The 20,209-nt window shown below is 45.0% G+C and carries 16 protein-coding genes and 1 riboswitch; of the genes, 4 read left to right on the forward strand and 12 right to left on the reverse strand.

Annotation, left to right across the window (positions count from 1 at the left end; translation table 11 throughout):
- Positions 1–220 precede the first annotated feature (220 nt).
- Complete coding sequence (locus tag MKY97_RS25085; RefSeq protein ID WP_342552922.1) at positions 221–1,060, reverse strand: helix-turn-helix domain-containing protein; 840 nt, start codon at positions 1,058–1,060, stop codon at positions 221–223.
- 117 nt (positions 1,061–1,177) lie between these two features.
- On the opposite strand from MKY97_RS25085, the gene MKY97_RS25090 reads away from it, so the two are divergent.
- Complete coding sequence (locus tag MKY97_RS25090) at positions 1,178–2,182, forward strand: Gfo/Idh/MocA family oxidoreductase (protein ID WP_342552923.1); 1,005 nt, start codon at positions 1,178–1,180, stop codon at positions 2,180–2,182.
- A gap of 96 nt (positions 2,183–2,278) precedes the next feature.
- Complete coding sequence (locus MKY97_RS25095) at positions 2,279–3,229, forward strand: aldo/keto reductase (protein ID WP_342552924.1); 951 nt, start codon at positions 2,279–2,281, stop codon at positions 3,227–3,229.
- 922 nt (positions 3,230–4,151) lie between these two features.
- On the opposite strand, the gene MKY97_RS25100 is transcribed toward MKY97_RS25095, so the two are convergent.
- A complete protein-coding gene (locus MKY97_RS25100; protein ID WP_342552925.1) occupies positions 4,152–5,174 on the reverse strand; it encodes a Gfo/Idh/MocA family oxidoreductase in 1,023 nt (340 codons plus the stop codon).
- A 62-nt stretch (positions 5,175–5,236) separates the two neighbouring features.
- Positions 5,237–6,013, reverse strand: coding sequence for a sugar phosphate isomerase/epimerase (locus tag MKY97_RS25105; RefSeq protein WP_342552926.1), 777 nt, complete (start codon positions 6,011–6,013; stop codon positions 5,237–5,239).
- Between the two features lie 230 nt (positions 6,014–6,243).
- On the opposite strand from MKY97_RS25105, the gene MKY97_RS25110 reads away from it, so the two are divergent.
- Positions 6,244–7,065: an AraC family transcriptional regulator gene (locus MKY97_RS25110; RefSeq protein ID WP_342556453.1), complete on the forward strand. Its 822-nt coding sequence runs from the start codon at positions 6,244–6,246 to the stop codon at positions 7,063–7,065.
- Positions 7,066–7,205: 140 nt separating this feature from the next.
- Here the strand turns inward: MKY97_RS25110 and mmuM are convergent, their stop codons facing one another.
- From mmuM to MKY97_RS25145, 7 genes are all read right to left on the reverse strand, one after another.
- Positions 7,206–8,192 (reverse strand): homocysteine S-methyltransferase, encoded by a 987-nt coding sequence (gene mmuM / locus MKY97_RS25115; protein WP_342552927.1) that lies wholly within the window; start codon positions 8,190–8,192, stop codon positions 7,206–7,208.
- Positions 8,189–9,583, reverse strand: a complete 1,395-nt coding sequence (gene mmuP, locus MKY97_RS25120; RefSeq protein WP_342552928.1) for an S-methylmethionine permease — start codon at positions 9,581–9,583, stop codon at positions 8,189–8,191. Before mmuP ends, mmuM begins: the two co-directional genes overlap by 4 nt.
- A gap of 91 nt (positions 9,584–9,674) precedes the next feature.
- Positions 9,675–9,776: riboswitch (SAM riboswitch) on the reverse strand.
- Positions 9,777–9,862: 86 nt separating this feature from the next.
- Entirely contained in the window at positions 9,863–11,065 is a 1,203-nt protein-coding gene (locus MKY97_RS25125) for a Ger(x)C family spore germination protein (protein ID WP_342552929.1), read from the reverse strand.
- Positions 11,062–12,162 carry a spore germination protein gene (locus MKY97_RS25130; RefSeq protein WP_342552930.1) on the reverse strand — a complete coding sequence of 367 codons (1,101 nt, stop codon included), beginning with the start codon at positions 12,160–12,162 and terminating at the stop codon, positions 11,062–11,064. The genes MKY97_RS25125 and MKY97_RS25130 overlap by 4 nt, the downstream gene beginning before the upstream one ends.
- Positions 12,163–12,259: 97 nt before the next feature.
- Positions 12,260–13,972: a spore germination protein gene (locus MKY97_RS25135; RefSeq protein ID WP_342552931.1), complete on the reverse strand. Its 1,713-nt coding sequence runs from the start codon at positions 13,970–13,972 to the stop codon at positions 12,260–12,262.
- A gap of 397 nt (positions 13,973–14,369) precedes the next feature.
- On the reverse strand, positions 14,370–15,290 hold the full coding sequence (locus tag MKY97_RS25140) for a methyl-accepting chemotaxis protein (protein WP_342552932.1): 921 nt from the start codon (positions 15,288–15,290) through the stop codon (positions 14,370–14,372).
- Between the two features lie 379 nt (positions 15,291–15,669).
- Positions 15,670–16,113, reverse strand: a complete 444-nt coding sequence (locus MKY97_RS25145; protein WP_342552933.1) for a VOC family protein — start codon at positions 16,111–16,113, stop codon at positions 15,670–15,672.
- A gap of 107 nt (positions 16,114–16,220) precedes the next feature.
- Here MKY97_RS25145 and MKY97_RS25150 point away from each other — a divergent pair, with 107 nt between their 5' ends.
- The gene (locus MKY97_RS25150) at positions 16,221–17,297 is read left to right on the forward strand and encodes a YafY family protein (RefSeq protein WP_342552934.1); all 1,077 of its coding nucleotides are present in this window, start codon (positions 16,221–16,223) and stop codon (positions 17,295–17,297) included.
- Between the two features lie 211 nt (positions 17,298–17,508).
- Here MKY97_RS25150 and MKY97_RS25155 read toward each other — a convergent pair whose 3' ends face one another.
- Both MKY97_RS25155 and MKY97_RS25160 read right to left on the reverse strand, forming a co-directional pair.
- Positions 17,509–18,381 carry a DNA adenine methylase gene (locus MKY97_RS25155; protein WP_342552935.1) on the reverse strand — a complete coding sequence of 291 codons (873 nt, stop codon included), beginning with the start codon at positions 18,379–18,381 and terminating at the stop codon, positions 17,509–17,511.
- A complete protein-coding gene (locus MKY97_RS25160; protein WP_342552936.1) occupies positions 18,368–20,167 on the reverse strand; it encodes an AAA family ATPase in 1,800 nt (599 codons plus the stop codon). The genes MKY97_RS25155 and MKY97_RS25160 overlap by 14 nt, the downstream gene beginning before the upstream one ends.
- Positions 20,168–20,209 lie beyond the last annotated feature (42 nt).

Raw genomic sequence — 20,209 nt, forward strand, 5'->3', positions numbered from 1 at the left:
CATTATATACGGATTTAATTTATCCATAATAGACCTGATTAACCGCTCTGTCAAACGACTCCATCCTAGAAGCTGTAAGGGGACAGCTCCCAAAGGGACAGGTCGCGACACGGGGATAAACACAGCACAGCAATACATACAGTCGTGATGACCTCAATAAAGTACCTGCTTCACCGATTCAAACCTCTTACAACCGCTAAAAGTTTCCTCTTCACCATGATCAGTTATGATACAGCCCACGGTAATCTGTAGGTGTCATACCCTCATGCGCCATAAACTGACGGTTAAAATAGCTGGCATTCGGATATCCTGCTTCCTCCGCAATCTGTCCGATGTTGGCCGACGGGCGTTCAAGCAGCCACTGCTTCGCCATCTGGAGACGTGAACGAGTAATAAACTCCATCGGAGTCATCTCGACGGCATTTTTAAATATTTTGCAAAAATAATAGGTACTCACCCCTGCGCGATCCGCCCAGTCCTGCAATAGAAACGGTTCACATGCCTCCTGCTGCATCTGCGGCAGTAACGAAAGCACACGGCTCTCCGTTTTGCTCGTCGTTCGTGTGTTCTTGAGCGGCACGGCATGCTGGACGAATTCTGCCAGCAAAGCGTAGGTTAGCGTGGATAACTGGGCTGGACGAAGCATCCTGTTCTGCTCCGCCTCTTCAAGCAGTGCCAAATGAGCGTCTTCCCAGGAAGTCCGCTGTCTCAGCGTCCATAACAGATTGCGGTGCAGGCCCCTCTCCAGCATATAGTCATGAAGCCGTTCGCCATAAAAATGAACCCAACGTACATCCCAAGGCTCATCTTCACTGCTGTAGTAATGCTGCCGTTGATGGGGGAAATACAGCACCGCTTGGCCTGCCCGAAGCTCATGCACCACCCCGTCAACCTCCACGTATCCTTTACCTGCCGCAACATAGTGAATGTTAAAATTATTGAGTACGCCTGCCTCCCGCAGAACAGCGTGCTGCACATGATTCGTATAATGTCCGACAGACTCCGGGTAACAGAAATAGGGGATATCCTGCAGCGTGAGAAGCACGGTCTGTCTCATCATTACCGTTCACCTCATTAAACAATATTGTGTTAATTCAATTCAATATATTATCATTTTAATTCAATCATCTATTCATTATAATCACAATATACATTCAAATACAGGAGGAAACAAGTTATGAATTCTGTTCAAAAGTTACGCTGGGGTATTCTTGGCAGCGCCAACATTGCAATAGGTTCCGTCATTCCTGGGTTACAGCAATCGGAATTGAACGAAGTCACTGCCATTGCCAGCCGGGACCTCGATAAAGCACAGCAAACTGCTGATAAACTTGGTATTGAAAAGGCTTACGGAAGTTACGAAGCGATCTTGGAAGATGATTCAATTGATGCCGTTTACATTCCACTGCCCAATCATCTGCACCGGGAATGGACGATTCGCGCGGCAGAGGCCGGAAAACATATTTTATGCGAAAAACCACTCGCCCTCACGGAAAAGGAAGCACTGGAGATGGTCCAGGCGTGTGATGATAAGGGAGTCCATCTGGCTGAAGCGTTCATGTACCGTCATCACCCGCGTTATGACCAGATTCGGGAGATTATAGCTAGCGGCGAGATTGGTGAAATTCGCGGTATCCACAGTACGTTCTCATTTAACAATTCCGGTTCGTCCGGCAATGTTCGCTTCCGTAAGGAATGGGGCGGCGGCGCCCTGTACGATATTGGCTGTTATTCCATCAGTGCGGCTCGCCTCCTGCTGGGACATGAGCCTAAGGCGGTAACCGTCATCGGTATGTTCTCACCAGAGCATGATCAGGTCGATATGATGGCTTCCGGATTGCTTGAATTCGATAACCATGTTGGTGTTACATTTGACAGCAGCATGTGGGCAGCCTTCCGTAATACGCTGGAGGTACTTGGCTCTGACGGTATTATTGAAGTACCTTCGGCTTACATTGCTCGTCCGGACAGCAGTTCCAATTTCTTTGTTACAGCAGGCGGTGAACGCCGAGAGGTGGAGGTACCGCAGGTGAATCACTATGCACTCCAGGGGGATGATATGGCTCGCGCTGTACTTCAAGGGAAAGAACTTCGTTTCGCTCCTTCCGATGCGGCAGCCAATATGAAAGTGCTCGAAGCTTGTCTTCGCTCAGCTGAAGAACGTACACGAATTACGCTGTGAAGCGGGTAAGCAGTAACGACGAATTTAACTCTTTAATACGATTAACTAACCCTTCATTGCAGATTTCACTTTGATATAAGAGAGGATGGTTTATCTATGGAATATATTGAAATCGCCGGTGCAGGCAAACGTATCTCCCGACTCATCAAAGGAACAGACTACTTTGTGCATGATGCTTATGAGAAGGCCGCAGCAAATCTCGATGCCTTTCTGGCCATTGGCGGTAACACGGTAGATACAGCACATATATATTGCGGAGGACAGAGCGAAGAGGTTCTAGGACGGTACATGAAAGAACGCGGCAATCGCGATCAGATGGTCATTCTGACGAAAGGAGCGCATCATAATCAACACGGCCCCCGTGTAAATGCCGACGCTATTCGCAGTGACCTAACGGATAGTCTGGAGCGGCTGCAGACGGACCATGTCGAGCTGTACGCCCTGCATCGGGATGATCCCAACGTTCCTGTCGCTGTTATTCTGGAAGCACTGAACGACCATATCGAGTCTGGCAAAATCGGCGCCATCGGCGCCTCCAACTGGACCTGGCAGCGGCTGGAGGAAGCTAACGCTTATGCCGCATCCCATGGTCTAAAGGGATTCACGTTCAGCAGCCCGAATCTCAGTCTCGCCAAAGCGAACGAGCCATTCTGGGCAGGCTGTGTATCAGCGGATGCCGAGACGCTCGCATGGCATGAGCAGACGAAGCTGCCGCTCCTGTCCTGGTCCTCCCAGGCCCGCGGTTTCTTCACTGGACGATTCACACCTGAGGTACGGGACAACGCAGACCTGGTGCGTGTATTCTACAGCGATGGTAACTGGGAGAGACTGCGCCGTGCCGGGGAATTGGCTGCATCCAAGAAAACAACAGCGATTCAGATTGCATTGGCTTATGTATTGAATCAGTCCTTCCCAACCTGCGCATTGATTGGAGCACAGAATCAGGCAGAACTGCTCTCCTGTGACGAAGGCTCCCGCATCACACTGTCACCTGAAGAGATCGCATGGATTGATCTGGCGAGTGAGGTTAAGCCGGCTGGCTTATAATATGCTGCCCATACTGCGGCTTTAAACCCTCCAGCTCATGTCTATTAATAACCGTGAACAAATCTGACGATGCATCTTGCGGCAGCTTGGCGGAAAATAGCACGCAGCGGGATAAACATTCAGAGAACAAACTAATTAACGGGCAATCACTCTAATAATGGACGGTTTAATTTTAGCAGCAGATTGCCGCAAATAAACAGCGGGACCCAGGCAGGTAACTATCGGCCTGGGTCCCGCTGTTTATTGATGCGATCACCACAGTCGCGGTGCTGAACGGTGCTGTATAAGAGGGAGATCTGGATACAAATCCTTATGTATACCTTTTGGAACCAGCAGCTGCATCCAAAAGTTTGCGTCAGATTTCTAACGATTCCAGATAACGCTATTCGCCCCATTTCAGCCTATTCCGAAACGTAACAATTCAGAGAAACGTTATTTTCACATTTTACGCTCGAATCAGCACCTTTTGAGGCATTTCGGAGGAAATAGCGTCGCTGGGGATCGTTACATTTCTCTGACCCCTAAATCAAGCAAATAAGCTCCTCTGAGATCGTTAGTGCAGTAAAGTAAGAATCGAACGGGAATGGGCCAGAATGGAGCATTAACCAGAGTGGAAAGTACAGTGTAAGTCCACAGCAAAAGTGCAGTGCAAAATAATAAATCAACGCATCCCACCTATGTACCTAACCGTAAGTGTACGCTTTTCTGATCGATCTCCATGTGTGCCGCTATCTCACTAACAGATGTCTACCTCCCCGATCCAGCACGCTCATATAAAAAGGACATCCTCCAACGTACTGCACGGGAGAATGTCCTTGAATATAATTATTAACTTGTTAATTCTTAGACTGTCTGCACAATATGCAGGAACAGAATTAATCAAAGATTAGCTTAAAGACCTGTATATCAAATCAAAAATGTACTACAGCTTGATAATTTGACCTGTTTTCTGAGATTCAAATGCAGCCAGGATGACCTGCAGGGAACGCAAGCCCTCTTCACCAGAGATGGTTGGAGGCGTTTTGGTTAAGATTGATTCTACGAATGCGTCAATTACGCCGCTCGGTACTTGTTTCTCATTCGTTGCCATTGCCCCGACTTTGTACGTTTCAACCGTACCATTAGTCAATTCGACGATGACCTCATCACCATCTACAGTACCAATTTTCATCACGCCGTTCTCACACCACAGTACCGTGCTATTATCGCCCGCTCTGTATTGTGTCCAGCTGGCTACGAGTGTACCGATTGCACCGCTCTTCATCCGAAGCAGACAGGTGGCATTGTCATCTACATCCGTACCTTCTTTGTGCAGCGTGCTGATGAAACCAGCTACTTCGGACACTTCGTCATTCAGCAAATAACGGATAAAGTCGGATTTGTGCACGCCGAGGTCACCCATGGCGCCCATAATGGCTTCTTCTTTGCGGAAAAACCAGCTGCCTGCCCCGTCTAAACTCCAGCCTTCTGGACCCGGGTGACCAAAAGCAGTACGGAAATTCAGCACTTTGCCCAGTCGGCCGGAATCCAGAATTTCTTTTGCCTTCACGTGAGGAGGCATCAGACGTTGGTTGTGACCCACCATCAGATATACGCCGTTTTTCTTAGCCGCCTCAATCATTTGCTCGCCTTCTTCAGTGGAAACCGCCATCGGCTTCTCAACCAGCACATGCTTGCCCGCATTGGCAGCGGCAATCGTCATTGGTGCATGCAGATAGTTCGGTGTGCATACGCTCACCGCTTCTACTGTTGTTTCGTTTGCAAGCAATTCCTCATAACTGGAATACGCTTTACCGCCGTACATTTCAGCCATTTCCTGCGCCCGCTCCACAACCGGATCAGCAAATGCGACAAGTTCTACGTTCTCATTGGCAGCGTACTCTGGAATATGTCTGCGCTGAGCGATGGCTCCACAACCGAATACAGCAACTTTAATTTTACTCATGTACAAAAGTCTCCTTTGACGATTAGATTCAGTTTAAATAGACGCATTAAGTATCTAACTTCTTAGAACTGGTTCAGGTAATTTTGTTTCAGCCAGTTGTGGCTGTTCTCCACGCTTTCAAGCGGCGGATTCTGACATACATCCTGTTCGACGATCAACCACTCTACACCTGCATGTGCTGCGCTTTCAATCACGGCCGGCAGATCCACTTCGCCTTGTCCAAGCTCCAGTGTTTTCATCTGACCCTGCTCGTCTTTACTGAAATCTTTCAAGTGAAGCAGCGGCAAACGTCCCGCATATTTATTAATATACTCGATCGGATTTTGTCCCGCAAATTGAACCCAACATACATCCATTTCCACTTGTACTGCTTCAGGTGTCGTTTGAGCAAACATGGCATCAAAAGCATTTGCGTCCCCAACCCGACCATGGAATTCAAAGTCATGGTTGTGGTAACCGAAGATCAAACCTTGTTTTGCCGCTTCGGCTCCATACTGCTGCAGTTCTTCAAACAGCTTTGTCCAGCCCTCTGCATTGTCCGGGCGATCCTCCGGCATCAGATATGGGCAGATCATATATTGTGCACCAATCGTTTTCAGGTAGTCGATTTGTTTTTGCAGGTCTTCTCGCATCGCATGAAGGGACACGTGGCTGCTGAAACCTTTCAGACCAAGCTCATCTAGCAGCGCTTTCATTTCCTCTGCTGGAATGTCGCCATATCCGGCAAATTCTACGCCTTCATATCCAAGCGCGGCCACTTTGCGCAGTGTACCACGAAAATCTGCTGCAGTTTCATCACGGAGTGTAAAAAGTTGCAAACCAATGTTCAATTTTTTCATGACAGATACTCCTCTGCTCTCAAATTTGCTTGCATTGCTCTATCTGGTATCATCCTAACGCAAAACAGGCTAGAATGAACATATACAATATAGTCAGAACATGAACTATCTGATCAAATTTTATTTCGACCCTGATTTATCTCATGAATTCTGGCATGGCTGCACATGAGCAGCACTATCATCCGCTGGTTAACAGCGCGAGCGTATGGGAGGCGACATCTTTGGATACATTGGACACATCCGTATTGATCTGTGACTACTCCTATCATTACAAGGCATTCACCCATAATATGAAAGGCGAGCTGTCCACCTATCTGTTCCGCTTGCAGACGGAAGGCTCGTGCAAAGTATATGTACAGGAAGAGGAATTCCGCATGAGCAGCGGTGATTTGCTTTTGCTTAAACCCGGGGATGATTACCGCCTTGTCGTAGATGAACCGCATAAGGAAGGACGATTGTCCAGCGGTGACTACTATCTATTCTGTGAAGGGCGCTGGATTGAAAAGTGGTGGAAACGCCAGCAGCGTCCGACCGTAAGTCGTATTGGTCTGGATGACAAATTAATCAGCCTGTGGCGCAATATGCTCCTGGAAAAACGGCGCGGGCCGCTGGAAGAGAACGCGGAGCTGAAGGATGCACTGCTGCGGGGGTTATGCCTGTACATTGACCGGGCCATTACGGAGAATATCCAGACGGACCGGGCCGTCTCCTCAGCACTTAAGCTGAAGCGTTTTATCGAAGAACATGCCACCGTTACATTTAAACTGGAGGAGGCTGCCCGTTATGCCGGACTCAGTCTGTCCCGGGCCGTGCGTTTATTCAAGGAACACTATAATCAAACCATGATCCAGTATGCTATTGAAATCCGTCTGAATGCAGCCCTGGAGCGTATGAAATACAGCGAAATGACACTGGAGCATATCGCTGAATCCTGCGGTTTTGCAAGCTACTCTTACTTCCATAGGGTGTTTCGGGCGCATTTTGGCGTATCTCCGGCAGAGTACCAGAGATCGAGACAGCATGAACCGATCGATGATCTCGAACATGTGTAGCAATTACGGCCTTTGCAGGGATAACAACCTAAAACAGCCCTTGCCTATCACACCAGATAGGAAGGGCTGTTTCTGTTCTTATCTATATTCATATCCTTCTGCTCGCCCTGTACGGCAAATTCCTAATTCTTATCTTATCCCTAGCCTTGGCCCCGCCACTTTTTCGCGAGTTCGCCAATCTGATGCGGTGTGGTACGGCAGCATCCTCCAATTATTCGGGCACCTGCCTCAACCCATGCCTCAGATGAATCTTTCATACTGCTGCAGGAACCCTGGCCGCTCCATGTTTTCGTCTCAGCATCGTAAATCTCACCCGAATTCGGGTATATGATCACAGGTTTATCGCTGGCACGATGCAGTATACCGACGGCTTCCGTGACCACTTCCATCGGAGCGCAATTCAGGCCGATTGCCGCAATCTGCGGCTCGGAGCCGAAGGTTTGTGCACATACCTCAAGCGGTGTTCCTTCGCTGATGCTTGTTCCATCTTTTAAGGAAAAAGAAAGCCAGGCATACGCATCCGGGAACTCTTTAAGCAGTTCGACCAGCACCCGTGCTTCCTGTAGTGAAGGGATGGTCTCAAAGGCCAAGATGTCTGCTCCCGCTTCAATCAGCGCTGCCATGCGCGGACGATGGAGTGCCGCCAACGTTTCATCCGATACGCCATAATGTCCCACATACTCCGAACCATCCGCCAGATAGGCACCGTAAGGGCCAACAGAACCGGCAACGATCGGCTTCGGACGCCGGGTGCCCGCTCCACTGGCCTGTACTTCTGCCCACATCTCATCTCTCGCCTGGGCAGCCAGCTCTACCGTTTTGCGAATCAGGTCCAGTGCAGGTCGCTCTTCGATTCCGCGCTTGCGGAAACCTTCTACGGATGCCTGATAACTGGAGGTGATTGCACAATCTGCTCCAGCACGGAAATAATCAGCATGCACCTGCACGATGACATCCGGGTTCTCCAGCAGCACACGTGCAGACCACAGCGGGTCATCCAGATCACAACCATGCTGTTCAAGCTCCGTTGCCAGCGCACCATCCAGAATCATGACCGGATATTCGTTCAGAATTTGCTGTATGCCATTTATGGAATCCGTTTGTTGTTGTGATTGTGATTGATTCATGAAGTCAGCCCTCTTTTCTTCTTCGTACGATCCGTCCAATAATACACGATATAACATAAAATAATAAATGGGATACCACAGTACAGAGCAATCCGCTGCGTCGGATCAAAAGCTATACCTATACAAGAAGCCAGACACAACAAAAATGAAACGACAGGTACTATGGGATACAGCGGCGTGCGGTAAACGAGATTTTTCACGTCATGCCCTTCCCGAAGGTACTGTCTGCGGAACATGTACTGGGATGCGCTGATGCTCATCCACACCGCCACTACCGCAAGACCCGAGATGGAGACAAGTGTAATATAGACCGTCCCGGGTGCAATGATGCTGGACAGTAAAGCCAAGGCGCCGCCAGCCATGCTGAGCACAAGCGCATTGAACGGTACTCCGCTTTTCGTCAGGCGGGCAAACCATGGAGAAATCGTCTTTTTATCTGCCAGTGACCAGAGCATCCGTGAGGAAGCATACAGTCCCGAGTTGGCCGCTGACAGAATTGCCGTTAAAATGACAAAATTCATAATGTCCGCCGCATACGGGACACCAACCCGCTCCATGACAGCCACAAATGGACTTTCCAGCACACTCGCATCCGACATCGGCAGTAATGCAGACAGTATGACAATGGTCCCGATAAAGAAAATGATCAGGCGCCACAACGTGGTATGGATGGCTTTCGGAATCGTTTTTTCCGGATTTTCCGTCTCACCTGCGGCGATTCCAATCAGTTCCGTACCCGAGAAGGCAAAATTGACAGCCAGCATCGTCATCAGAATTGCAGTCGCGCCATGGGGAAACCACCCTGATGCGGTAATGTTAGAGAAGAACGGAGCCGGTGCAGCATCCGCCATGGGAATGATACCAAACATGGCGGCCCCGCCAAGAATAATAAAGATGATAATCGTCATCACCTTTACCAGGGAGAACCAGAATTCCGATTCTGCAAAAAGTTTGACCGTGAACGCATTAAACAGGAATATCATCAAGGCAAACAGTGCACTCCAGATCCAGACGTTCACGGACGGAAACCAGCGCTGCATAAGCAGCCCGGCGGCTGTGAATTCCGAACCCAGCGCCACGGTCCAGGTGAGCCAGTAAAGCCATGCCACAGTATACCCTGTAGCTGGTCCGATATATTTGGCTGCATAACTGTGGAATGCTCCTGTCTCGGGCATATGAACTGACAGTTCGCCAAGGCAGAGCATCACCAGATAGACCACCAATGCGCCAATCAGATAAGACAGAATCGTTCCAAGGGGTCCGGCCTGTTGAATGGTATACCCCGAGCTGAGGAACAGCCCAGTTCCGATGACGCCGCCAAGGGAGAGCATGACCACATGCCTTGTTTTCATTTTTCGCTGAAATTGACCTTTATCGCTGCTGTTCTCCATATGACCTGCTCCCTGCTTCTTCATCCAGAACAAACAAAAAAGACCCACTCTTTCCGAAGAGTGCGCCGCTGCTGACAAATAAAAACAAACGCTCCTATCTATCAGGCTTTCACCCGCTGGAATTAGCACAGTATCCTTCAGATCTGCTGCTGAGGTTTCTAAGGGCCAGTCCCTCCACCTCTCTGGATAAGAAAATGATTTTGTATAACTATATCGATTGACGCCTGATGTGTCAACATTTAAATACCAGCATCTCCGTACAGTCATACATGCATCAAATTATTCTGTAGAAGATCCCGGGTTCACCACACTCGTTTTGATCTCATACGTAATGGGCACTGTCGCAAACACCTCATCCCAGTTGTCTTTAACCTTCTTCCATGTTTTGGGGTAATGGATGCGGATGCTGTCCCGAAAACCGGCAACGTCAGCCTTATAGGTATGCTGGAGTTTGTAAAGCATCTGGTCAATCTGTTGGTCCACGATCTTGGCAAAATCCTTTTCCAGTTCCTTCAAATAAGCTCCCTTCTCTTCTTTTTCAGGAGCACGCCAGTCCTCCATTAACCAGCCTTCGGACTCTGCCTTGACGTGGAACGATATGTCGCCTCCGACCACCTTTGGAATGATTTTTATCTTTTTTTTCTTAATCTCATAAAGAATCGTGAAGCCTTCTTTACTGTATGTCTTTATGAGACCTCCGTGTTGATCGGGAATAATCCATGACAAAGCCTCAAGATCGGTTTGGCTGAGCTCTCCCACAAATTTCGTTGTTTTAGCTGCAAATATGCTGCCCCCGGAAAACTTATCCTCTCCCTCTGCATTGAGTACATTTTGCAGCAGGAAGCTGGACCCGGACTGCATCTGTGCATCCAGTTTGGCAAGGGAAACAGGCTCCAATATTTTATTGGATATATAGGAGTTGTTCATAATTCCCGTGAGATAGAAGGCTGGAATCCGGGAAGGATCTCTCGATGTGAGTACATCCAATGCTCGTTGATGACTGATCAGCACAAGACAGTTTGGGCGAATATCGTTATCCCGGAGCACAAAATCAAGCAGCTGTTTCAACCCGAATTTTTTAGCGATATCCTTGGAGATGACGATCACTTTCAGATGATGTCCAATAAGCGGACGATCTCTACGCAGGGAAAATTGACGAAAAATCTGAAGCATGGAGTCCCCCGTAAGTCGTTCGTTGGAGTAAGAGGATTTCCCCGCTGAAGGTGAACCTCCCTGTTCACTCTGCTGACCGCTGGATTTCCCTGGAGCAATCTGAACGGTTGCCGTGACATTGTCTTCTTTGGGATAGCGTCCTCCCTGAGCGGATATAATCTTCTCAAATTCGGTTTCCTCTCCAACATCAATTCCGAGACCGACATACAGACTCAACTCTTCAATCTCCCGGCTGCTCCAGCATCCCGAGATCAGACTGAGAATTAATAATGCCGAGATGATACGCAGCCACATACGGAGTGAGATCATGCTTGTTTACCTCCTTTTTTGCGAATAATGCTCAGCAGCAGCAGTACCAGGGGCATAATAGCAAACAACACGACAGACACATTGCCCAGCATGTCACCAAGTGCAAAGGTTTCATATACATTTTTAGGTATCATGGCTGCCAAATAGATGAACGGCAGAAGTACGTACATAATGGTGCGCATCTTTTTAGCTTTGAACAGATCACGAATTCCCACCGAAGCACAGTAGTGCGTGATGGCAAAGGTAGAGAAAATCTGCAAAATCCATATAACCAGCAGTAACGACTCAAAGCGTTCAAAAATCAACCCTTGAATCTCGAAACTACGAACCAAATCCAGTGTCGGCCAAGTTCTCGTTTTAATCCCGTCGAGGGACAGACTGCCGACGACCATAACTACCGTGATTAGATAGATCGCTGTAGATATCCCCAGCCCCCATGTCATCGCCTTATTGCTTTTTTTCGGGTTCTGCATGTATGCCGTAATGACCAGCATCACTTCGTAACCTGTATACGAAAGCAGTGAAGGTTTCAGTCCTTTAATGACAGGCATGAATCCTTCGCCAAGGATGGGTCTCAGATTACTGATTTCAAACAGCTGATTGCTTAGTAAAATTTCCATGACAAAGATAACCAAGGTAATCGGCAAAATGACCTCGAACACACGCACAATGACCGCAAGTCCTCCGGAGATCAGATAGATGCCAATCCACATAAACACCATTACAATGGCCCAGGTAGGTGTACGTTCCAATAGATACATTCCGGTAACATCAGCCATCACCCGGATTTCGAAGGCTGCAATCACCATAAAATACAGAATGGTGACACAGCCAAAGATGTAACCAATCCAGCGGCCCGTGATTTCACGAGTGAATTGGAACACTGTTTTTCCCGGAAATCTTCGGCATAAAGTCACCAAAATCATACCAACACCCGTAATAATAAGCCCCGAAAGAATGATGGAGATCCAGACGTCCGGTGTCCCAACCGCTTTGCTGGTTGTTCGCGGCAGCGTCAATATGCCTGCACCAAGCATGTAATTGACGATAATAACTACCGCCTGTGTGGTGCTGATTTTAACTTGGGAGTCATTCACTGCAATAACACCTCCAGACCTTCTGCGAACTGTATCGAACTTAAACTGTATCAAAGCGCTGGGAACTGCACTGCACACCAAACCTTCGCAAATACAACTATTCCTTCCGGTCTTCATCAATTGGGTTCATCATGTCAGGACGTCTTCTCATCATGTTAAGCGGGGCACGTATGACAAAATCCTTCCAATCGCTTAAATGATATGGAACAGCTGGCGCGATGTAAGGCACCCCGAAGCTGGATAGTCGGGCTAGATGTGTACACACCAGCAGGAAGAACATGACGACACCGTACAATCCCAGTACAGCAGCGCTAAACATCGCAGCAAAGCGAAGCAGCCGCAGGGTTAACCCTGCGCTGTACACGGGAATGGTGAAGGATGAAATAGCTGTGACAGCTACAACAATAACCAAAAACTGACTGATAATACCTGCCTGCACAGCAGCTTGACCGATAATCAGACCACCCACAATGCCCATCGCAGGTGCGATCGGTTTGGGCAGACGAATGCCGGCTTCTCTTAAAATCTCAATTGACAGCTCCATAATTAAAGCCTCGATTAAGGAAGGGAAAGGCACCCCGGATCGTGTTTCAATAATCGTCAGTACCAATTTCGTCGGAATTAGACCCGGATGGAACGAAATGAAGGAGATATAGAGCGCCGGGGCAAGCAAAGCTAACATGGCCGCCATAAAACGCAGAACACGAAGGAAAGAGCTTGGTATCCAGCGTTCATAGTAGTCTTCCGGAGATTGGAGAAGCATGCTGAATGTTACCGGTACAACGAGTGCAAACGGTGTTCCGTCCAGCAAAATAGCCACTCGTCCTTCAAGCAGAGCACCGATAACCCGGTCAGGTCTTTCTGTATTCAGTACTTGCTGGAAAGGACTCAGTGTATCATCCTCAATCAGCTGTTCTACGTAACCTGACTCCAGCATCATATCCATATCGATGCTCTTTACACGTTTCAGAACCTCGGCTACGAGTTTGGGATCAGCAATATCCTGAATATAAGCAACAGCCAAGTCCTTCTTGATGCGGCTGCCCACTTCAAGTTTTTCGATAAACAGACTCTGATCACTGCCATAGCGGCGTAAAATCCCCGTATTGTCACTCAGTTCCTCCGTAAAACTAATCCGCGGCCCGCGCAACAGCCCTTCCGATAACGGTTCACCAACACTGCGGGTTTTTAATCTGGAGGTTCCAATCAGCATTGCTCCCGGCATGCCGTCGATTAATAGAGCATTTTTCCCCAACAGTACACCTAAAGCAACCTCCTGAAGAGATTCTGTCTCTTGAATCTCGCTGACAGGAAGGATTTGATTTTTCAGATATGCGGACAGGAAATCTGCTTGTTCAGGGTGCGTAAAACTTTCCTGCTTCAGTTCAGGTATCCCGTCAATCATTAAAGGTTTGATTAAATAGCTGTCAAGCAGGTCCGTATCCGTCAGCCCTTCTGTAAACATGATTGCCGCTCTCGTATTGGTTCCCCGGATCCTAAATTCCCGAATATGTACATCTGCATTTTTCCCAAAAGTCTCTCGAACCGTAATTACATCCGTCGTGTATGTTCCGGTTAGCTTGATATTGGCATAATGCCCGGTCTCCGTTCCTAAGCCCAAGCCCGCTTCAGCCGGTGAGATATCCTTCGGGGAGGTAACCATTTTTCTTTTGCGAGAGAAGCTGCCCCGCTTGATTGCGGTATTAACCCAGTTTATAATCACCACCATGATAACCGGTACAATAAATACCATGAATGCCTGTGCCCATATGGTCCACTTCGGTATATAAGATAAAATGGTTGACCACATACTCCCGTCCTCCTTCTCTGCAAAATCAAACCACAGGTATTTCCGGATTCCGGATTATTGTGTCCTGTTTGCCTGTAAAAATTCCCGTTATTTTGGCAGGTTATGCAGTGGAACGCTTTCTTACCAGCTGCATTGCGAAAATCCCGATGAGAGAGTAATCTTTTGACACAACAAAAAAACGATCCTGCAATACATTACAGAATCGTTCTAGGTTGTGTCTGAAAACGCTGAAGGAAGCCCATTTTGCCGAATTTTTGTTCCATGCTAAGAAGTTTACCGCAGGCGTGCCGGTGGCACGTCAAGGGAAAGTGACGCAGCAGGGGGCGAAAAGGGGGTAAACGATGCACTTCAGCGGGTTTCAAGACACGCACTAGATTCGGAGCCGTATTCTTTTCACTTACACAATCCGAGTCACATGCTGTGCCTTATCATCAAGCTGATGAGCTGCGGTCGAGATGGTTTTAAAATCATTTAATGCAATCTCAATTCTCTCATGACTCTGCTGCAGATAGTCTTCAACCTTTTTTGTGCCACTCGTAATATTGGTGATCTCTTTGGTAATGCCCGCCACACTGTCACGAATCTCATTGATTGAATTTTCCACCATGGCAGACAACTTGCGTACTTCCTTTGCCACAATATCGAATCCACGTCCGAACTCCCCCGCATGTGCAGCCTCAATCGCAGCATTCAGCGCAAGGAGCTGGGTTTGAGAAGAAATTTCTCGAATCGTTCGTACCACACCCTGAATCGAACCGGCTTGTTCCTGCAGATGACTTAAAGTGAACTGATTAGCTGCCGACACTTCCGAGATATAAGAAATGCTGGACATCAATTCATGGCTTCGTTCGATCCCCGCCCCAGCCTGCTCATTCAATTCTTGAGACAATGTCTTCAATTCCTGAACAACGGTTGTAATGTTATTTTGACGATCCGTAATATTGGTTGCCATCTTGCAGACCCCCAATATTTTCCGACCTGACTCATCGAACACGGGCATATATGTAGCTTCAAGCCAAACCGATTGGCCTTTAGAATCCTTGCGTTCCACCTTATCCTGAAAACTTTTCCCGTTAAAAATACTTCTCCAGAACGCCTCGTACGCCGGACTATCTGCAAATTTTCCAAAACATAATTGTCGATGCTGCATCCCGTACATTTCTTCCTTGGAGTACCCCATCGTTGAAGCGAATACATCGTTCACGTATGTAACCCTGCGATTTAAGTCGAAACGAATAATTGACAAGCTTTTCTCCATCGCTTTGACCATCAGTTCGTCCGTAACCTGTTCTTGCCGTCCAGCCTCCAATAAAGACATCTAAATCCCCCACAATCCGTCCGGTAGTCGATATGTTTTACGCTTGATAAGCCTAAGGGCAGAGGGATTCGTTTTAAACAGTTCCCCTGCGCTTGACTCTAGTATTGATACCCGAATTCGGGACTTTTGGATCACTAAAATCACATATAACAGAGAAATAATTATATATATTTTTTTATTACATAAAGCTTTCATTTTCTGACACTATAGGCTTTGGGCTTGATCTTACACTATTTACATGCTCCTTGCTGGAACATAATTCACGATCTGTGGGAGAATAGAAGAAAAAAGAGTAAATCATGAACATCATGACTTACTCTTCCGTAGAAAATTTCAACCTTATATACAGACATTCACACGGAATTCAATAACTCAATGATCAAAAATCATGTACCGTTACACATAGCTGGAGTACAACCCCAAATGGATCACGCACAATACCATACCCCGGACTGAATTCATTCCGTTCATAAGGTACCAGCACCTTCACTCCTGCATGCCGCGATAGTGCTTCGTACAGTCCATCCATCTGCTCTTGATCCTGAGATTGAATGCACAGCGAAGTGCTGTTCCCCAGCTCCCAAGGTCTTTCCGCATCCATCGCTTCCTCGGCAATCATGATTTTGTTCGCTCCAATCTCCAGCACGGAATGTGTAATGTAATCATCCTGTCCTGCAGGGTACGTGAAGCTTGGGCTCATCTGCTTCATTTCTTTGTAGCTTTTTCGGAACAATACCTTTGCCCCCAGAGTCTTTTCGTAAAACGCAATAGCTTCCGCTGCTTCTCCATTCATTGAGAGAAAAGGAATTACTTCAACATTCATATCGTTTGCCTCCTTCATTCGTTTGCCTTACACTTATGACTATAACGAATAAAGGTGCCATTACATGGCACCTTAAATATAATTGAACAAAAATGAGGTCAACCCGCTTGAATAAAACAGAACGTTTACATCATATGCTTCGCTTCATTAATCAGAAACAGCACTTCACCCTGACGGACCTGATGCAGGAGTTTCATATATCCAAACGAACCGCTTTACGGGATATCGCTTCTTTGGAAGAGATGGGAGCACCCATCTATGTGGAATATGGACGTTATGGCGGATATCGGCTGCTTCAGCAGATGCAGCTGCCTCCGATTTCTTTTAATACGGATGAGCTTCATGCCTTGTATTTTGCCATGCAGGCCCTGCGCAGCTTCTCCAGCCTGCCTTTTCAGACGACATTTCATTCTGTCCATGAGAAATTCATGGCGGCACTATCAGATCGGCAGCGGGAGAATATTGTTAATATACAGCGACTTGTCACCTTTAAACATACCGAACAGATCAAAGACAGTTCCCATCTGGAGCTTCTATTGAAAGCTGCGGTGCAGCAGGAAGTGATTCAGATTACGTATCCTGACCAAAACACGAACGCGAAGCCGAGCAGAGCCATCGTTCCATTCGGGAACAAAGAGGCTGCTCATGAGAACGCAGAACATCCCCAAATCAATAGTTTTGTGCAGGATGAGCTGCAAAAAGAGGGCGCTGGACCCATGTTCAGAACAAACATCAGCACCCGTATCATACAGCCCCTTGAGCTGTACGCTAGTAGAGGATATTGGTATTGTCATGCGTATGATCTGGAAAAGAAAGCTTACCGTGTATTTCGCTGTGATCGAATGGCATCGGCTGCACTAACAGATACGGCACCTGTCAGCCATCTTGCCCACTTACAAAGTGGACATTTACATTCCTTATGGAAAGCATCTGAAGCTGCGGTTTCGTTTCGATGCAGGTTAAATGAAGCCGGTATAGAGCTGTTTCAACAAAATCACTACCCGTCCATGCGGCTTGAAGAGCAGGATGGGGACCCTCTGCTCGTCGGAACTTACGAACCTCATGAACTGGATTTTATCGTGAACTACCTCGCCGGTTACGGCAAGTCCATTCAGATTATCGAGCCTCTCACGTTGAAGGAATCACTGAGACAGTATTATATGAATTTGCTGGATCATATTTAGTAAATTCCACTTACATCCGCATACCCGTCCCCTATGTAAAAATATCATACAATCCTTTTTTATGAGCCAGTTTACTCCAAACTTCATTAGTGCTGATTTACTCAGCTCGTAAGCTTTTATGAGTGATCCACCTGAGTATTATAATAATCCTACTATAGACTTTAGGCGCAAAAATAGTAGGATTATTTTATACCTAAATCCTTCTTAACTATTAATTCAATTGTTCAACTAGTACTCTCTCAAAAGATTCAATCTTAGTTTTTTCACTACAGAATAACAACTCTTTCTCTCTTCTTTTAGTTTGTGCTGAGTAGGTTAAATAGTATTGATATTTAGGAACGCTAGAATATAGATTGATTAAAGGTTCTTGATGATCATAAGTTGTTATCCAGTAATATTCTTTTAAATTTAAAATAGAATCTCTTAGAGAGATGTGATCTTCGTGCTCAAATGAATTTTGGTACAAATTTTTCCCCTGAACATAATATGGAGGATCAAAAAATATAAAAGAATTTTTAGGTACTAAACTACTAATGATTTCAGTTACCATAACTTTAGCATCTAAATTAAACAGATTTATTTTTGACCTCTTTTCTCCAATTCTTCTCACTTTGTTAATCAATGATTGTTTATTAAATCTACAATCTATTTTATACTTCCCTTCTTGTTTTAGGCCACCAATTACACCACCTGATATAATTCCACTTCTGTTTGTTCTGTTAAGATAGAATGTAGCAAATCCATTAGACAAGGAATATGGATCATTTCTATTTTGTTCATAAATCTTTTTCTGATCAAGCCAACACTCAATAGTTATTGGCGTATCAATTATTTTTTGTACGAATTCATCATTTTTGTGTAGAATTGAATACCAAAAAGCATGAATCGAAGGATCAAAATCATTTATAAAAATTCGATCAACAACTTCCTTAAGTAGTAAATTTATTGAGATTCCCGACCCTCCTGAAAACGGTTCAATATAAGTGATTTTTGATAAATTATTCAAATACATTAAATTTCTAACAAATCCTGCTAATTGTGACTTTCCTCCGGGATATCTTAATGGACTATCAGTTATTGGCATGCTCAACACTCTCAAATAAGTTTATTTTTTTTCTCCACTCTGAAGACGGAATGCTGTAAGCGACTCTGGTCTTATTAAACATAGTAAACAAGTTATTATAAAAGCACTGAACTTCAGCTTGATTTTCTTTATCTTTTAACCACTTTACGAATACAATAGAAAAAAAGAATTTATACTTACGATATAATTTCTTATATTTTTCCCTGCGTATTCCCTTTGTCGAAGGAAGAGATTCTAAGTGATCTTCTATACTCATTATCTCTCCTCTTATTTCTCTAGCTTTATCATATGAGTATCCTTCTCTTACATGTGCTTCTTTAAAACTCCAAAACTCGCTATATTCTTGATTATCTATAAGTAGGCTCAAATAATCAAAAATTAGTTTTTCAGGATTCACTTTACCTGGCAAAGTAATAATATTATGTTCTAATTGATTTCGAGCATCCCCATCTAATATACATATAGCTTTTATAATATTATTAGTTAGTATTTTATCTTTGAAAATACTTTCTAAATTACTAGAACCAACATTTGAATTGACAAAATGAAACCTTCCTTTAACTTTATTAAATTCGGGATCCCAATCCCCCAAGAGCATAAAAATATTTTCGAGAAGATCTCTAGCCTCTTCATCTTCTGTAAATACGGGAATTTTACTATTTTGTTGTAATTCAAGAGATGTTATTTGTTCAAGATACATTCTTATTGTAAACATATCTATCTCTTCAAAGATACTGACTTTATTCTGTTCATTGAGAAGATAAAGAACGTTAGCTTTTTTATTAATTGCATGTTCAATAAGCGAAAAACTGTGTGTTGTAAACACTATCTGAATTGAATAATCCTCTGAGAATTGTTTTAGTAAGTCATACAACTTCAATTGGTAAGAAGGATGTAAAGTAGCATCAATTTCATCTATTAATAGTATACTACTTATGTTTTGGTAGTTTTCTATGCCTACTTCTTTTTGGAGTTCATCATAGTAATATTTAAGAGAAACAAGTGCTGTAATTATAATGTATAGATTATCTTCTCCAGCGGAAATAGTGTTTGAATCAATACCATTTAAACTGGTCACAAACTCCGCTCTTTTCTTCAAACCAATATTGCTATAAGATTCATGGATTACCTCTATATTTGTGAATGATGAATATAGTTTATTTATTTTAGCAATATAATCGTCAGGAAGAGAGCTCTTAATCTGAGTGATGTAGCTATCTTTCAATTCTTTTTTTAAAATTGATTTTATTTTTGCGAGTATTTGAACATCCAGCTGCAAACTTTTACTTAATTTATCATTGATTTTTTCTAATTGTAATTCTTGATACTCACCAAATGACATTAGGCGTGATAAACCTAAATAAATAACAGGCATTTCTGGAAGTGACTCGTTTTTTCCAGGTCTATACTTAGGTTTTATTGAATATCTTGAATTCTTCGGAGAATTATGTTTTCTAAATTCAAGTTTTTTATTGTCAAAATATGTAACTTCTAAAATTGTCCCTTTTCTTCCGTTTGTCGGATCATTTGACACTTTATCTCCACGACTCAATGTTTCTATTTTTGGATTCATGATGTTGTTAATATTATTTATAGTATTAATGCAATTTTTCATATTACCGTAAGCATTAGTAGAAACCTTTTGTTGATACGAATTAGAAAGCAAATACAAAATAGAACTTTTACAAGTTCCATTCGTACCAGAGATTAAATTGATGTTTGGACTTAATTCAAGAGACACATCAATAAGTTTACGGTAACTTTTTATATCCAGTGTTTTACTCATATCTTCTCCTTATTACAACATTAAATTTTATCTTCTCTCTTA

Origin of the sequence: Paenibacillus sp. FSL R7-0652 (assembly GCF_038595045.1) — a bacterium.
In the GTDB taxonomy this organism is placed as follows: Bacteria; Bacillota; Bacilli; order Paenibacillales; family Paenibacillaceae; genus Paenibacillus.

What these genes read in the sequence shown, in the direction of transcription:
- MKY97_RS25085 (WP_342552922.1), bottom strand. Translation starts at nt 1,060, where the DNA reads ATGATGAGACAGACCGTGCTTCTCACGCTGCAGGATATCCCCTATTTC.
- MKY97_RS25090 (WP_342552923.1), top strand. Translation starts at nt 1,178, where the DNA reads ATGAATTCTGTTCAAAAGTTACGCTGGGGTATTCTTGGCAGCGCCAAC.
- MKY97_RS25095 (WP_342552924.1), top strand. Translation starts at nt 2,279, where the DNA reads ATGGAATATATTGAAATCGCCGGTGCAGGCAAACGTATCTCCCGACTC.
- MKY97_RS25100 (WP_342552925.1), bottom strand. Translation starts at nt 5,174, where the DNA reads ATGAGTAAAATTAAAGTTGCTGTATTCGGTTGTGGAGCCATCGCTCAG.
- MKY97_RS25105 (WP_342552926.1), bottom strand. Translation starts at nt 6,013, where the DNA reads ATGAAAAAATTGAACATTGGTTTGCAACTTTTTACACTCCGTGATGAA.
- mmuM (WP_342552927.1), bottom strand. Translation starts at nt 8,192, where the DNA reads ATGAATCAATCACAATCACAACAACAAACGGATTCCATAAATGGCATA.
- mmuP (WP_342552928.1), bottom strand. Translation starts at nt 9,583, where the DNA reads ATGGAGAACAGCAGCGATAAAGGTCAATTTCAGCGAAAAATGAAAACA.
- MKY97_RS25125 (WP_342552929.1), bottom strand. Translation starts at nt 11,065, where the DNA reads ATGATCTCACTCCGTATGTGGCTGCGTATCATCTCGGCATTATTAATT.
- MKY97_RS25135 (WP_342552931.1), bottom strand. Translation starts at nt 13,972, where the DNA reads ATGTGGTCAACCATTTTATCTTATATACCGAAGTGGACCATATGGGCA.
- MKY97_RS25140 (WP_342552932.1), bottom strand. Translation starts at nt 15,290, where the DNA reads ATGTCTTTATTGGAGGCTGGACGGCAAGAACAGGTTACGGACGAACTG.
- MKY97_RS25145 (WP_342552933.1), bottom strand. Translation starts at nt 16,113, where the DNA reads ATGAATGTTGAAGTAATTCCTTTTCTCTCAATGAATGGAGAAGCAGCG.
- MKY97_RS25155 (WP_342552935.1), bottom strand. Translation starts at nt 18,381, where the DNA reads ATGCCAATAACTGATAGTCCATTAAGATATCCCGGAGGAAAGTCACAA.
- MKY97_RS25160 (WP_342552936.1), bottom strand. Translation starts at nt 20,167, where the DNA reads ATGAGTAAAACACTGGATATAAAAAGTTACCGTAAACTTATTGATGTG.